The following is a 14490-nucleotide window of genomic DNA, read 5'->3' as shown; positions in this document are numbered from 1 at the left end:
CATTGCGCAGGGAAGGCCGGGTGTTCACCGCTGCCCTGTATGCTCGTGTGCAGCCTACTTAGTGCAAACCGCACACGGGACCGCGGGTGCAGCGCGCACCCGGTCTTCCCTGCGCCCTTTGTATGGAGGGCGGGAAGTTTCTGGCAAACCTCGGGCGCAATGCGTCGCGAGAATGCGGCACATATTCAGTTGTCATCGCCCGGCCTTGACCGGGCGACCCAGTATTCCAGAGGCGCCGATGATAGAACCGAGAAGCCGCGGCGTACTGGATCCCCGCATCCGCGGGGATGACAGTGGTGCGTGGAGCAGCCGGGCTCACAACGACGCCAAGCCAAAGCCTGCCCCCTCACGAGTTCACATGAACAAAATCCCGCAGCAGCGGATAGATCTCGTTGTTCCAGCGTTTGCCGGAGAACACGCCGTAATGGCCGACGCCGGCCTGCATGTGATGGACGCGGCGATAGGCGCGCACGCCGGTGCAGAGATCTTGGGCGGCCAGCGTCTGGCCGATCGAACAGATGTCGTCCTTCTCGCCTTCGACCGTCATCAGGCCCATGCGCTTGATCGCGGCCGGGTTCACCGCCTTGCCGCGATGCATCAGCTTGCCGAGCGGCAGTAGATGCTCCTGAAACACGTCGCGCACGGTCTCGATGTAAAATTCCGCGGGCAGGTCCATTACGGCGAAATATTCGTCGTAGAAGGTCTTGATGACTTCCGCCTTCTCCTTCTCGCCCTTGGCCAGATGCTGGGCAAGGTCGATGTGCTGCTTGATGTGGCGTTCGAGGTTCATCGAGACGAACGCCGTGAGCTGCACGAAGCCCGGATAGACCTGGCGGAACGCGCCCTTGCATTGAACGGGCACGTAGTTGATCAAATTCTCCTTGAACCATTTGATCGGTTTGCTCTTGGCGAAGTCATTGACCTTGGTCGGCTGGATGCGGGTGTCGATCGGCCCCGCCATCAGCGTCAGCGTCGCAGGCCGAGCCGGGTGATTTTGCTCCGACATCACGGCCGCCGCCGCCAGCGCCGAGACCGAGGGCTGGCAGATCGCCACCATGTGCGAGCGCGGGCCCATCTTGTCCAGGAAAGTGATCAGATGGTCGGTGTAATCCTCGAGGCCGAAGCGGCCGGCGTTGAGCGGGATCTCGCGCGGGTTGTGCCAGTCGGTGATGTAGACGTCGTGGTCCTGCAGCAAGGTCTTCACGGTGCCGCGCAGCAGCGTCGCGAAATGGCCGGACATCGGCGCCACCAGCAGCAACTTCGGTTGCTCCGGCGCGTGCTCCTTCTTGAACCGCAGCAGCGATCCGAACGGCGTGGCAAAGGCGACTTCCTCGGTTACCTCCAGTTCCTGATTGCCGACCATGACCTTGTCGATGCCGTAGGCCGGGCGGGTGTAGGTCAGCGAGGTGCGCGAGATCAGTTCGAGCGCCGCAGCCAGCCGCCCGAACGCCTTGTCGGACACGCCTTGCGGCACGAGGTTGAGGTATTTCAGCGCCGCTCCGGCCCCGGTCCGCCACGGCGCCGTGAGGTCCATATGGTTCTGATAAGCTTGGTACATCAATGACATCATACGCATCCGCCCTTGCCCGATGATGCCATGCAATATCGAAGCCAAAGCGGAGCGAACCGCCCGAAAAACTGGCACGTGGCTTGCTGCGGAACGTGACCGGCGCAAGTGACCGGCGTAAGCTATCGGCGGCGCGCTGGTGCGGCCGGCTCAGCCTTGCGGAAGACGTTCAGGCGTGAGGGAAGGCCCTATGGCGAAAACGACACTGACCATCAGCAGCAAGAACTATTCGTCCTGGTCGCTGCGCGGCTGGCTGCTCGCGAAATTCTCAGGTCTTCCCTTCGAAGAGGTCGTGACCGCACCTGACGACGCGTCGGCGCGGGCCGAAATCCTGCTGCTGTCGTCGTCGATCCTGGTGCCGTGCCTGCGGCACGAAGGCGCCACCGTCTGGGACACGCTGGCGATCGCCGAATATCTCAACGAGGTGATGCCGGACGCCGGCCTGCTGCCGGCGGACCGGGTGCGGCGGGCGCACTGCCGATCGATCTGCGGTGAAATCCATTCCGGCTTCACCACGCTGCGGGCCTCACTGCCGGTCAATCTCAAGGGCCATTTCCCGAACTTCAAGATCTGGTCGCGCGCACAGTCCGATATCGACCGCGTCTGTACCATCTGGCGCGAGTGCCTTGCCCAGTCCGGGGGGCCGTTCCTGTTCGGCGAACGCACCATGGCGGACGCGATGTACGCGCCGGTCGTGACCCGCTTTATGACCTATGACGTCAAGCTCGACCCGAAGCTTGCGGCCTACGCAAAAACCATCATGGCGATGCCCGAGATGGTCGAGTGGATCGAAGCCGCCAAGGCCGAGCCCGCCGACATCGAGGAGCTCGAGGTGGAATATTAGGCAGCGCGCGCCAGGCGCTGCCCGTTTGACGGGCTCAAGCTTCGGGCAGGGTTTGCTTAAAGCCGGTGCCATCGCGGTGTATCGCCGCTGACATCCGCGATGCAGCAACGCTGCGGCAGAAATCGCCGGGCGCGGATTCCAGTCTCCCGTCAAGCGCTTCGGCCGGTCACTGGTGTGATCGCCGCAGTGCAACGCGACTGGCGCAGATTTCGCATAGCAGCATGCAGCCGTGAACGCGACGATGCGACGCTGCCGAAAATTTGGACGCCTTGCGTGATCGCGATCTCGCGAACGAGAACCGTGGAGGCTTCAATGAATCAGACTGCCATCGTCAGCAAATTCTCCCACGTCAAACCCGGCGATACCGACTTCGAAGGCGGGGGACTGCGCGACTTCTTCCTCTACCGCGACCTCGGCATCGCCGACGCCACCGGCGGCCAGGTGATCTGCCATCTGGTCAAGGCCAATCCCGATCTGCCGCCCGAAGAAGGCACCGGCTGGCACAAGCATCTGTGCGAATTCCAGATCGTGATCATGACCAAGGGCTGGGCACGCTTCATGTACGAGGACAAGTCGACGCTGGTGCAAGCCGGCGACGTCGTGCATCAGCGCCCGGGCATCACGCACTACCTCTACGACTACTCGCAAGACATGGAGTACCTGGAGATCGTCAGCCCGGCCGACTTCAAGACCGTCGATGTGGACCCGGCCGTCGATCACGTGCCGCCGCCGACACCCTGGAAGTGACCGCCAAGGAGATCGTCATGTCATCCCCGGAGGAATTAACCCTTGTCGTCGGCCGCTGGTTGCGGCCGATCGTGGCGGTGCTGCATGTGGTGCGCCGCATCACGTTCCAGCCGATATCTAGCCGTGAACAGGGGAGTACAGCCGCCAAGCAGTGATTCGGGCGCGATTCGTTCCGTCCGCGTTCCAAAACTTAAGAGCGGTTTCGGACAACGCGCGACATCGTCGCATTCTGACACAATGCGCCGCGCGCGCGGCTGCGCCTGCAACCGCCTAGCCCCGGAAAAAAACTGTCAAACCTGACTGCTGACCCGCGGCAGCCGCCAGCCGACCACGGTCGCCTCAAGGGCGCCACCGGTCCGCTCGTTGCGCCATTGGCCCTCGATCCAGCGGCAGGCGAACGGTAACTGATATGTGCCGCTGTGATCCTCGCAAAGCACCTCCACCGGCCGGTCCGGCGGCGGTTCCCCGTTGCCATCGAACTGTGCCAGCCGCTTCTCGCGCGTTGCCATATGTTCAATCTCCATTGCCGGGGCGTGCAAACCTTACGTTTGGGTTCCCCGGCGAAAGTCCATCCACACCCATAAAGGGGAAGCTCACCGCCTGAATGCGGTATCAGTGTGGTATCGCTGCAGCCTGCGGCCTGATACGAGCAAATTGATGTGATTGACCGAATGAAGTCTAAGTGAGGATTGGATGATCGCCCGGATTGCAACGACTGCTGCCGCCGTCGCAGCGCTGCTGATGCCATGCGCAAGCTACGCGCAGGATGTTCCCGGCATCGAGATCTGCACCGTCGAAAAAACCATGGAGCGGCGCACCTCCTGCCTGCAGAGCAATGTCGACTTCCTGCAAAAGACCATCAACAAGATGACGCAGGACAATCAGCAGAAGCTCGATGCCGCCAACCGGCAGATCGAGGCGTTGAAGGGAAGCGTCATCGCCTTGCAGAAGTTCGTGGACGATCTGCAGAAGAAGACGGTGGAAGAATTGAAGAAGAAGTCCGATGCGCCGGCGAAGGATGCGGCGCCGGCTGCGGCGAAGTAACGCCGTCATTCCGGGCGATGCGCAGCACACCCGCGGTTCCCGCGACGCTGTGGCGACCACGAGAGCAACGCCGGTCAAATGCGGCGCGTTGCAAGCGTTCATGATGCGGCCGCTTCAAACGAAAGCTGTCACCGATGAATCCAGCCCAGAAGGCGCTCTGGTACATCGAAAGTCATCTCGCCGGGCCGTTGACCCTCGACGAGATATCCGCGATCGCCGGCGTCTCGCGCTTCCATCTGGTGCGGGCGTTCGCGGCCGCGACCGGATATTCGGTCATGCGCTATGTGCGTGCGCGTCGCCTCAGCAATGCGGCGCGTGCGCTTGGCGCCGGCGCGCCTGACATTCTCAGCCTCGCGCTGGATGCGGATTACAGCTCTCACGAAGCCTTCACCCGCGCGTTCCGCGACCATTTCGGCATCACGCCTGAGATGGTTCGATCAGGAACGTGCCTCGATCGTCTCAAGCTTCAGGAGCCCATCGTCATGATTTCAACCGCGCTCGATCATCTCAAGCCCCCGCGTTTCGAGACCGGCAAGGCCTTGCTGGTCGCCGGTATCGGCGAACGCTGCACCCACGAAAACGAAGGCGCCTTCATTCCGAGCCTGGGGCAGCGTTTCAATCAGGCCATCGACAATGTCCCCGGTCGGGTCGGCAAGGTGGCCTATGGCGTCTGTTGCAACGCCGACGATGCTGGCAATTTCGACTATGTCGCCGCCGTCGAAGTGACCGATTTCTCCGACCTGCCGCGCGAATTCCAGCGGGTGCGGATTCCCGAGCAGAAATACGCCGTGTTTACCCACGTCGAGCACATCTCGACCATTCGCCGTACCGTCAACACGATTTGGAATCACTGGCTGCCGGCGTCCGGCATGAATGCCGCCGACGCGCCGAATTTCGAGCGCTATGACGAGAAGTTCGATCCCGCGACCGGCAATGGCGGACTGGAAATATGGATACCGGTTCGCGAGTAGGGGCAGACGCAATCTCCCGCAGGGCAGCCCTGCGTATCCCAATGGCCTGCGGTTGCTTGGCAAGCGTGATCTGCTTTGCCATAACATGACGCAACGTCAGCGTTGCGCGTGCGGAAATGAGCTTGGAGTCCGCCTGCAGCCATAAAAAGCCGGGAGGATTTCATGGGAAATGTCCGCGTTCTCGCCACCGATCTGGAGTTTCCGGAAGGCCCGGTAGTCATGCCGGACGGATCGGTCGTGCTGGTCGAAATCCGCGGGAAACGGCTGACACGGATCTGGCCGGACGGCCGCAAGGAGGTGGTCGCGGAAGTCCCCGGTGGCCCCAATGGCGCAGCGCTTGGCCCCGACGGCAAAATGTATTTCTGCAACAATGGCGGCTTTAGCTGGATTCCGACGGGGAAGGTGATCATGCCGGGTCCGCAGCCCGATGACTATCTCGGTGGCTCGATCCAGCGCGTCGACCTCTCGAACGGCAAGGTCGAGACGGTGGTCGACAAATGCGGCGAGTATCCGCTGCGGGGTCCCAACGACCTCGTGTTCGACAAGCACGGCGGCCTGTGGTTCTCCGAACTGGGCAAGCGCCGGGCCCGCGACATGGATGTCGGCGGCGTCTACTACGTCAAGCCCGGCATGAAGGAGATCGTCGAAATCGTGCACGGCGTACTGCCGGCCAACGGCATCGGGCTGTCGCCGGACGAAAACACTGTCTACATCGCCGAAACGCCGACCGCGCGGCTTTGGGCCTACGAACTTTCCGCGCCCGGCACGTTGAAGCCGCGTGAGCCGATCTATCGCGGTGAACGCGGCAAGCCGATCACAGGCCTCGGCGGCTACCAGATGTTCGACTCGCTCGCGGTCGAAGCGTCAGGCAATGTCTGCGTGGCGACGCTGATCTCGGGCTGCATCTCCGTGATCGCCCCCGACGGCACCCTGGTCGAGCAGGTGCCGACCGGCGACCGCATGACCACCAATATCGCCTTCGGCGGGCCCGACCTGAAGACCGCGTACATCACGCTGTCAGGCAAGGGCGAGCTGGTCGCGATGGACTGGCCGCGCCCCGGCCTGCCGCTGAATTTCTTGAATAAGTGATATAGGTACGAGCCCATCAACGTCATTGCGAGCGTAGCGAAGCAATCCATGTCGCCACGCAAAGAAAGAATGGATTGCTTCGTCGCTGCGCTCCTCGCAATGACGGAATAGAGAGCGGAGTCCTGAATGCCCTGGCTTGAACCGGTTACCCTTCGCGGCGCTTACGCGCGGCTCGAACCGCTGTCGCACGATCAGCGCGACGGCCTGACCGAAGCGGTGCGGGACGGGGAGCTGTGGAATCTCTGGTACACCTTCGTGCCGGCGCCGGAAGACATGACCAAGGAGATCGATCGCCGGCTCGGCTTGCAGGCATCAGGCTCGATGCTGCCGTTCACGGTGTTCGATGCCGACGGCAAGATCGCGGGAATGACGACCTATATGAATGTCGATGCCGCCAACCGGCGCGTCGAGATCGGCTCCACCTGGTACGCCAAGCGCGTGCAGCGCAGCGCCCTCAATACGCAGTGCAAATTGCTGTTGCTGACGCACGCCTTCGAGACGCTCGATTGCATCGCGGTAGAATTCCGCACGCACTTCTTCAACCAGCAGAGCCGCCGCGGCATCGAACGCCTGGGCGCCAAGCAGGATGGCATCTTGCGCAACCATGTGATCGCGCCGAATGGCACGTTGCGCGATACCGTGGTGTTCAGCATTATCGCCAGCGAGTGGCCGACGGTGAAGGCGCATCTCAATTATCAACTCAACGATAGACTGCGGTAGTTTTTCAGCCCGCGGCAGAAAAAAGCGTGATGGAAACGTTCGATTATGTGATCATTGGCGCGGGCTCCGCAGGCAGCGTGCTCGCCAATCGCCTGAGCGAAGATGCAGGCACCCGCGTGTGTGTGCTCGAAGCTGGGGGCAAGGACTGGCATCCCTACATTCATCTGCCGGCCGGCTTCATCAAGACGTTCCATATGAAGAGCGTCAACTGGGCGTATCAGCAGGAGCCGGGGCCGTGGACCGGCGGCCGCAGCATCTACGCGCCGCGCGGCAAGACGCTCGGCGGCTCGTCGTCGATCAACGGCCATATCTATAACCGCGGCCAGCGCCAGGACTTCGATACCTGGGCGCAACTCGGCAATCGGAGCTGGGGCTACCCGGACATTCTGCCCTACTTCAGGCGGCTGGAGCGGCGCGTCGGCGAGGGCGATGAAACCTATCGCGGGCGCGACGGCAGCCTGACCGTCACGACCATGGATTGGCGCGATCCGCTGTGCGAGGCATTCATGGCAGGCGCCATGAGTCTGGGCATTCCGCGCAACCCCGATTACAACGGCGCGATCCAGGAAGGCGTCTCCTACGCCCAGCGCACCATTCAAAACGGCCTGCGCGTCAGCGCCGCGACCGCGTTCCTGCATCCGGCGGTAAAACGCGGGAATGTCGATGTGCGGACGCATGCACATGTCACCAACATCATCTTCGAAGGCAAGCGCGCCGTCGGCGTCCGTTACCTCAAGGGCGGCAAGGGCGGCACGCCCACCGAAGTGCGCGCCAACAAGGAAGTCATCCTCTCCGGCGGTACCTACAATTCACCTCAAGTGTTGCAATTGTCAGGCGTCGGCTCGCCGGAGCTGTTGCAGTCGCACGGCATCGAGGTGCGTCACGCGCTATCAGGCGTCGGCGAGGGCCTGCAGGATCATTACGCGCCGCGCTCGGTCGCGCGCGTCAAGAACATCAAGACCATTAACGAGCTTCGGCGCGGCCTCAGCCTCTGGGTCGAGGCGCTGAAATGGGCGACGACGCGACGCGGGCTGCTGTCGCTGTCGCCGACCATGGTCTATTGCTTCTGGCATTCCGGCGAGACCACCGAAAGCTCCGACCTGCAGCTAACATTCACGCCCGCAAGCTACAAGGAGGGCGTGCAGGGCCAGCTCGAGGACGAGCCTGGCATGACCATCGCCTCATGGCAGCAGCGGCCGGAAAGCCGCGGCTATGTCCGTATCCGGTCGGCCGATCCTTTTGCGCCGCCGATCATCCAGACCAATTACCTGGTCGAGGAGCTCGATCGCCGCGTGGTCGTCGCCGGCATGAAGCTGGCGCGCCGGCTGCTCGCCTCCGCGCCGCTGTCGCAATATTACGCCTATGAGGATTTCCCCGGGCCCAAGGTGCAGAGCGACGACGAGTTTCTCGCCGCGGCCACCGAGCGCGGCACCACCACGTTCCATCCCGGCTGCACCTGCCGGATGGGACCGGCCGATACCAAATGGGCTGTCGTCGACGACCAGCTGCGCGTCCACGGGCTGCAGGGCCTGCGGGTGGTAGACGCGTCGATCATGCCGCGGATGATCTCGGCCAATCTCAACGCCTCGACCATGATGATCGCCGACAAGGCCTCCGACATGATCCGCGGCAAGGCCGCGCCTGAGGCAGCGCGGGTTTAGCCGCGCAGAGGTGCCTCTGCCCGGTACAGCGTGTCGATCGTGACCACGCCCACGGCGCGTGACACGCATGGGCAGATCTTGCGGTTGCCCTGCTTCTGCGCGTCGCTGAAGAACACGTCGCGGTGGTCGATCTCGCCATCGACGGCGATGACATCGACCGCGCAGACGCCGCATTCGCCGCGCTGGCAGTCCGAGATCACCTCGAAGCCGGCGTCGTTGAGCGCGTCGAGCATCGAACTGTTGGGCGAGACCACAAGCTCGGCGCCGGTGTCCTTCAGACGTACGCGGAATTCCGCCGTCGGCAGCAGGCCGCTGGAGCCGAAGGTTTCGTAACGCAGATCGGCGGGCGCTCGACCCGCCTCGTTCCAGGCGCGCCGCGCCGCCTCCAGCATCCGCATCGGCCCGCACATGATGGCCATCGCGTCCGATGGCAGTGCGCGGAAGGTGGCACCGAGATCGATCCGTGCGCCCTCGTCGCTGGCGTGGACGACCAGCCGGTCAGCGAGCACGGCGGACAATTCGTCGAGATAGGCGGCGTCGCCGCGCGACCTCACCGCGTAGTGCAGGGTGAGGTCGATATTCCGCCGGTGCAGGGCGCTGGCGATACCTGACATCGGGGTGATGCCGATGCCGCCCGCGATCAAGCAATAATTTTGTCTGTTCCAGTCGATATCGAGCAGCGATGTTGGATTGGAGATTTCGATCCGCGCGCCCGGCTTCAGACTCCACATCGCGCGCGAGCCGCCGCGGCTGTCCGGCGCCAGCCGCACCGCGATGCGATACACTTGCGGATCGCGATCGCCGACCAGCGAATAGGACCGCCGTGCGGGCTGCCCGTCGATCAGCACCGCGACGTTGAGATGGCTGCCGGCCGGGTAGGGCGCCACGCCGCCGTCCGGGCGCAGGCGGAATTCGCGGATGCCAGGCGTGACGTCACGGATCGCGTCGACCGTGCACCAGCTCCATTGTTCGACGAAGCGCATGACAATCCCTATTCGGCTGGGGATTGGAGCCGAGCGAGCGCCGGCAGCAAATCGAGATGCGTGCGATTGCGCAGCGCCAGCCGCAGATTGCGTGCGGCGAGCCGCGAATGCTCGCGCATGATCGCTTCGGCGCGCGCGCCCTCGCGGTTCTCGATCGCGTCCACCACGATGCGGTGATGGTCCTGTCCGATCAAAAGGATCTGGTGCGCTTCCGGCAGCGCCGACTGCGCCATCACGAAGCCGCTCGGCGACGCGAACGGCAATGCCGAGACGCGGTCGATCTGCCGGATCAGCGGCGGGCTGGCGGAAAGTTCGGTGAGCAGCGCGTGAAAGCGCGCGTTCATGGTCACATAGGCGGAGAATGCTTCGACCGAGACCGGATCCTGGCGAACCAGCTGATCGAGGTCGGCGAGGCATTCCTTCAGCGGCTCGAGGCTGCGCGCGCTCGCGCCGCGTTCGGCGGCGAAGCGGGCGGCGAGGCCTTCCAGCGTACCGCGCAGCTCGATCGAATCCAAAATGTCGCGCTCGGTGAACGCCTTGACCATGAAACCGCCGGAGGGGATCGCCTGCAGCAGGCCTTCGTCTTCGAGCCGGACCAGCGCCAGCCGCACCGGCGTCCGCGACACGCCTGTGATCTCGACCGCCTGCAATTCGCTGATGCGCTCGCCCGGCCGCAATTGCCCGGACAGGATCATGTCACGCAGCGCGAGCTGGGCGCGTACCGTCTGCGAGATCGAGCGTTCGGAATCGCGTTCGCTCATGGCCTCACTCCGCGGCTTGCGCGGTCGGCGGCGAATTTTCGTGCGCCACCATGCGGTCGATCACGCGCCGCGCCCACATCGCGCCGGCGTCGATGTTGAGGTTGTAGAAGGTGCGGTCCGGGTTCTCATCCATGGCGCGCTGCTGCGCTTCCAGGATGATCTCGTCCTCGCGGAAAATATTGGAGACGCCTTCGCGGATCTCGGTGGTCAGCTTCTGTTCGGTCAGGCGGTGGTTGCGGACGAAGGCCCAGAAATAGTGGCAGGTCGTGTCGGTCTCCGGAGTCATGGTGTTAAGGACAAAACCGTTGACGCCCTGCGAGCGGTCGCCTTCCGGCGCGCCGGTGCCGGCGGGCGCCACCCCGACGTCGATATTGACGGTGCCGGGCGCCTGGAAATGGATGATCTGCCAGCGGTCGACCGGGCCGGGCTTGCCCAGCTGCGCGGCCCAGAACGGAGGCGCCTCGATGCCGCGCATCCAGCGCGTCACCGTCACGGTGCGCTCGCCATGGGTGACGTCGAACGGGGCCTCGGCGACGTGGTCGTTGCCGATGCTGGAGCCGTGCACGAAGGTCTCGTGGGTGAGGTCCATCAGATTGTCGACCACGAGCCGATAATCGCACTTCACGTGAATGGTCTTGCCGTCGCCGGCCCAGGCCGGATCGTCGTTCCAGTGCATGTCAGGCACCAGCGCCGGATCGGCCAGCGCCGGGTCGCCCATCCACAGCCAGATGAAGCGATGCCGCTCGACCACGGGATAGGAGCGCACGCAGGCGGACGGGTTGATGGTCTCCTGCGAGGGCATGTAGGTGCAGCGGCCCTGCGCATTGTATTTCAGCCCGTGATAGCCGCAGACGACGGTGTCGCCGTCGAGCCGGCCTTTCGACAGTGGCACCAGCCGGTGCCAGCAGGCGTCTTCCAGCGCGGCCACCTGGCCGTCGGAGCGGCGGTACATCACCACATGCTTGCCGCAGATCGTACGGGGGAAGAGCGCGTGCTTGAGATCGACGTCCCAGGCGGCGGCGTACCAGGCATTGAGCGGGAATGACGACGGCATGGCTGCACTCCAATACTATGGCCTGAGTGCAGTCTGTATACATTAATGGCCGTAAGTCGAGATATTTTATGAGTTATGCCAAAAAAATGTCCATTCCGGTATACAGTATTGGCTTTAGTTGCTCTGAGAAAGGTAATAAGAAACCGCTCCCGAGCGGGGGAGCGGTTCAGTAGCCTCAACCCAATCCGGGTTGGTCAGCCGTAAACGAACACGTGGTCCTTCAGGTCGATGGCCGGAAATTCATCCTTCTCCGCCCAGTAGTCCTGGTTGTGCTGCCACTCCGGCTTGTCGCCGCGCTTGGGCAACAAGTGCATGCCGCGCATCATGTAGCCGGGGTTGAAATTTTCCGGATCGATCCACGGCAATAGCGGCATGTTGTGGTCTTCCGGCCGCAGCTGGGGCACCACTTTCTTCGCGCCGGTGTCCTTCATGTGGTTGAGCAACCGGCACACGAAATCCGCGACGAGATCGACGCGCAGGGTCCAGCTGGCGCGAAAATAGCCGAACACCCAGACCAGGTTCGGCACGCCGGTGAACATCATGCCGCGATAGGTCACGGTATCGGCGAAATCCAGCTTCTTGCCATCGACCGCGAATTCGATGTCGCCATTGGCCGAGAGGTTGAAGCCGGTCGCGGTGATGACGATGTCGGCTTCCAGTTCCTTGCCGGATTTCAGCAGGATGCCCTTCTCGGTGAAGCACTCGATCTCGTCGGTGACGACCGAAGCCTTGCCCGACTTGATGCCCTGGAACAAATCGCCATCGGGAATGAAGGCGATGCGCTGCCGCCACGGCCGATATTTTGGCGTGAAGTGGGTCGCAATGTCGTAGTCCTTGCCGAGATAGGCTTCCACCGCCGACAACAAATCCTTCTTCGCCGCTTCCGGTTCCTCGAAGGTCTTGCGGGTGAATGCATCCTGATCGAACAGGATCTTTCGGCGGGTGATTTCGTGGATCCACTTCTCGTCGACCTGCAACTGCCGCAGTTGCTCGGCGATTTCGATCGCGTTGCGGCCGGTGCGGAAATAAGTCGGCGAACGCTGCAGCATGGTGACATGCGCGACGTCATTGGCCAGCGCCGGGATCAGCGTTGCGGCCGTGGCGCCGGAGCCGATCACGATGACGCGCTTGTTCTTGTAGTCGAGATCTTCAGGCCATTTCTGCGGATGGACGATTTGGCCCTGGAACCTGGCCATATCCTTCCACTCTGGTGTGTAGCCTTCGGTGTGGCGGTAATAGCCCTGGCACATCCAGAAGAAATTGGTGGTGAAGCGACGCTTTTCGCCGGTGTCGCTCCGCGTGGCCTCGATGGTCCAGAGGTTCTGTTCGCTCGACCAGGTCGCCGAAGTGATGGTGTGCTGGTAGCGGATATGGCGGGCGAGGTCATTCTCCTCGATCACATCGCCCATATATTTGAGGATCTCAGCCGCGCTTGCGATCGGCGCCGTGGTCCACGGCTTGAAGCGATAGCCGAACGTATGCAGGTCGCTGTCCGAGCGGATGCCCGGATAGCGGTGCGTGCTCCAGGTGCCGCCGAACGTCTTCTGGGTTTCGAGGGCAACGAAACTGGTGCCCGGACATTGCGTGGTGAGGTGGTAGGCCGCGCCGACGCCGGAGATGCCGGCGCCCGCGATCAGGACGTCGAAATGCTCGGTATGGCCGGGCGAGGCGGCGTGAATCTGGCTTTGAACGTTCATCTTCCCTGTTCTTCTTTTCGTTGATTTTGTCGTTTCAAAAGCGAAGCGCCAGAACCGAGGTTCTGGCGCTGTCGTCTTGCGATTACACTTCGCGGCGGCTCAGGAACGCCAGTCGTTCGAACAGATGCACGTCCTGCTCGTTCTTCAGGAGCGCGCCGTGCAGCGGCGGGATCAGCTTGCGCGGATCGCGCTCCCGCAGCATTTCCGGGGTGATGTCCTCGTTGAGCAGCAGCTTGAGCCAGTCCAGCAGCTCCGACGTCGAGGGCTTCTTCTTCAGGCCCGGCACTTCGCGCACCTCGAAGAAGATCCGCAGCGCTTCCTCGACCAGGCGTTTCTTGATGTTGGGGAAGTGCACGTCGACGATCCGGCCCATGGTGTCGGCGTCGGGGAACTTGATGTAGTGGAAGAAGCAGCGGCGCAGGAACGCGTCCGGCAGTTCCTTCTCGTTGTTCGAGGTGATCATCACGATCGGGCGCAGGCTCGCCTTGATGTTCTCGCCGGTCTCATAAACGAAGAACTCCATGCGATCGAGTTCGAGCAGGAGGTCGTTGGGGAATTCGATGTCGGCCTTGTCGATTTCGTCGATCAGCAGCACCGGGCGCTTGTCGTGGGTGAAGGCTTCCCACAGCTTGCCGCGCTTGATGTAGTTGGAGATGTCGGAGACCCTGCTGTCGCCGAGCTGGCTGTCGCGCAGCCGCGATACCGCGTCATATTCGTAGAGGCCCTGCTGCGCCTTGGTGGTGGACTTGATGTGCCAGGTCAACAGCGGCGCGCCGAGCGCCTTGGCGACTTCCTCGGCCAGCACGGTCTTGCCGGTACCGGGCTCGCCCTTGATCAGCAGCGGGCGCTCGAGCACGATCGAGGCGTTGACCGCGACCTTGAGGTCTTCGGTGGCGACGTAGTCCTTGGTGCCGGTAAATTTCATCTATCTTTTTGCCTTGTTGTTCGTTCTTGCGCCGTTTTCGGCCTGAACAGTAAACGACCGCCGGCTCGGCGGTCGCGATTGAAGGTGATGCGCGCCTGTCAGCGTTTGACCAGCGAGAGGATCACCAGGATGATCACGCCGCCGATGGTGGCGTTGATGATCTCGCGGATCCAGCCGCCGCCGAGGTTGACGCCCAGTTGCGGCAACAGCCAGCCCGCAAGAAGCGCGCCGATGATGCCGATCACGATGTTGCCGATCAGCCCAAAACCCGCGCCGCGCACGATCTTTCCGGCCAGCCAGCCCGCAATCGCGCCGATGATCAGCGCAGCTATGATCCCCATTGAATTTCCCCTGCCGGAATAAGCCCTTTATGGCTCAATTCTAGAGGAAAAACCCTCCCGGTCTAGGTCTGTCTGGTATGCGCTGG

At 62.8% G+C, this 14490-nt stretch carries 16 protein-coding genes; 8 read left to right on the top strand and 8 right to left on the bottom strand.

Annotated features, from left to right (window positions below):
* Positions 1 to 346: 346 nt before the first annotated feature.
* Complete coding sequence (locus tag JQ609_RS33565) at positions 347 to 1570, bottom strand: polyhydroxyalkanoate depolymerase (RefSeq protein ID WP_212276859.1); 1224 nt, start codon at positions 1568 to 1570, stop codon at positions 347 to 349.
* A 187-nt stretch (positions 1571 to 1757) separates the two neighbouring features.
* On the opposite strand from JQ609_RS33565, the gene JQ609_RS33560 reads away from it, so the two are divergent.
* The 3 genes from JQ609_RS33560 to JQ609_RS33550 all read left to right on the top strand — a co-directional run bounded on the left by JQ609_RS33560 (position 1758) and on the right by JQ609_RS33550 (position 3313).
* A complete protein-coding gene (locus JQ609_RS33560) occupies positions 1758 to 2411 on the top strand; it encodes a glutathione S-transferase family protein (RefSeq protein ID WP_212206485.1) in 654 nt (217 codons plus the stop codon).
* A gap of 312 nt (positions 2412 to 2723) precedes the next feature.
* On the top strand, positions 2724 to 3158 hold the full coding sequence (locus tag JQ609_RS33555) for a cupin domain-containing protein (RefSeq protein ID WP_212206487.1): 435 nt from the start codon (positions 2724 to 2726) through the stop codon (positions 3156 to 3158).
* A 17-nt stretch (positions 3159 to 3175) separates the two neighbouring features.
* Positions 3176 to 3313, top strand: coding sequence for a hypothetical protein (locus JQ609_RS33550; protein ID WP_212276857.1), 138 nt, complete (start codon positions 3176 to 3178; stop codon positions 3311 to 3313).
* 135 nt (positions 3314 to 3448) lie between these two features.
* Here JQ609_RS33550 and JQ609_RS33545 read toward each other — a convergent pair whose 3' ends face one another.
* The gene (locus JQ609_RS33545) at positions 3449 to 3667 is read right to left on the bottom strand and encodes a hypothetical protein (RefSeq protein ID WP_212033914.1); all 219 of its coding nucleotides are present in this window, start codon (positions 3665 to 3667) and stop codon (positions 3449 to 3451) included.
* Positions 3668 to 3851: 184 nt separating this feature from the next.
* On the opposite strand from JQ609_RS33545, the gene JQ609_RS33540 reads away from it, so the two are divergent.
* From JQ609_RS33540 to JQ609_RS33520, 5 genes are all read left to right on the top strand, one after another.
* Entirely contained in the window at positions 3852 to 4202 is a 351-nt protein-coding gene (locus JQ609_RS33540) for a hypothetical protein (RefSeq protein WP_409411219.1), read from the top strand.
* 134 nt (positions 4203 to 4336) lie between these two features.
* Positions 4337 to 5173: an AraC family transcriptional regulator gene (locus JQ609_RS33535; protein WP_212276856.1), complete on the top strand. Its 837-nt coding sequence runs from the start codon at positions 4337 to 4339 to the stop codon at positions 5171 to 5173.
* Positions 5174 to 5335: 162 nt separating this feature from the next.
* Positions 5336 to 6262 (top strand): SMP-30/gluconolactonase/LRE family protein, encoded by a 927-nt coding sequence (locus JQ609_RS33530; protein WP_212276855.1) that lies wholly within the window; start codon positions 5336 to 5338, stop codon positions 6260 to 6262.
* A gap of 126 nt (positions 6263 to 6388) precedes the next feature.
* Positions 6389 to 6982, top strand: coding sequence for a GNAT family N-acetyltransferase (locus JQ609_RS33525; RefSeq protein WP_212276854.1), 594 nt, complete (start codon positions 6389 to 6391; stop codon positions 6980 to 6982).
* A 29-nt stretch (positions 6983 to 7011) separates the two neighbouring features.
* A complete protein-coding gene (locus JQ609_RS33520) occupies positions 7012 to 8643 on the top strand; it encodes a GMC family oxidoreductase (RefSeq protein WP_212276853.1) in 1632 nt (543 codons plus the stop codon).
* On the opposite strand, the gene JQ609_RS33515 is transcribed toward JQ609_RS33520, so the two are convergent.
* From JQ609_RS33515 to JQ609_RS33490, 6 genes are all read right to left on the bottom strand, one after another.
* The gene (locus tag JQ609_RS33515) at positions 8640 to 9626 is read right to left on the bottom strand and encodes a PDR/VanB family oxidoreductase (protein ID WP_212276852.1); all 987 of its coding nucleotides are present in this window, start codon (positions 9624 to 9626) and stop codon (positions 8640 to 8642) included. The genes JQ609_RS33520 and JQ609_RS33515 overlap by 4 nt on opposite strands.
* Before the next feature lie 8 nt (positions 9627 to 9634).
* A complete protein-coding gene (locus tag JQ609_RS33510) occupies positions 9635 to 10387 on the bottom strand; it encodes a GntR family transcriptional regulator (RefSeq protein WP_212276851.1) in 753 nt (250 codons plus the stop codon).
* A 4-nt stretch (positions 10388 to 10391) separates the two neighbouring features.
* Entirely contained in the window at positions 10392 to 11441 is a 1050-nt protein-coding gene (locus JQ609_RS33505) for an aromatic ring-hydroxylating dioxygenase subunit alpha (RefSeq protein WP_212276850.1), read from the bottom strand.
* A gap of 194 nt (positions 11442 to 11635) precedes the next feature.
* Entirely contained in the window at positions 11636 to 13138 is a 1503-nt protein-coding gene (locus tag JQ609_RS33500; protein WP_212276849.1) for an NAD(P)/FAD-dependent oxidoreductase, read from the bottom strand.
* 82 nt (positions 13139 to 13220) lie between these two features.
* Positions 13221 to 14063 carry a MoxR family ATPase gene (locus JQ609_RS33495; RefSeq protein ID WP_212206507.1) on the bottom strand — a complete coding sequence of 281 codons (843 nt, stop codon included), beginning with the start codon at positions 14061 to 14063 and terminating at the stop codon, positions 13221 to 13223.
* Positions 14064 to 14161: 98 nt separating this feature from the next.
* Positions 14162 to 14404 carry a GlsB/YeaQ/YmgE family stress response membrane protein gene (locus JQ609_RS33490; protein ID WP_212033892.1) on the bottom strand — a complete coding sequence of 81 codons (243 nt, stop codon included), beginning with the start codon at positions 14402 to 14404 and terminating at the stop codon, positions 14162 to 14164.
* Positions 14405 to 14490 lie beyond the last annotated feature (86 nt).

Source organism: Bradyrhizobium sp. AUGA SZCCT0169 (genome assembly GCF_018130085.1).
Lineage (GTDB): Bacteria > Pseudomonadota > Alphaproteobacteria > Rhizobiales > Xanthobacteraceae > Bradyrhizobium.
This window is presented reverse-complemented; position numbering and strand designations above follow the sequence as displayed.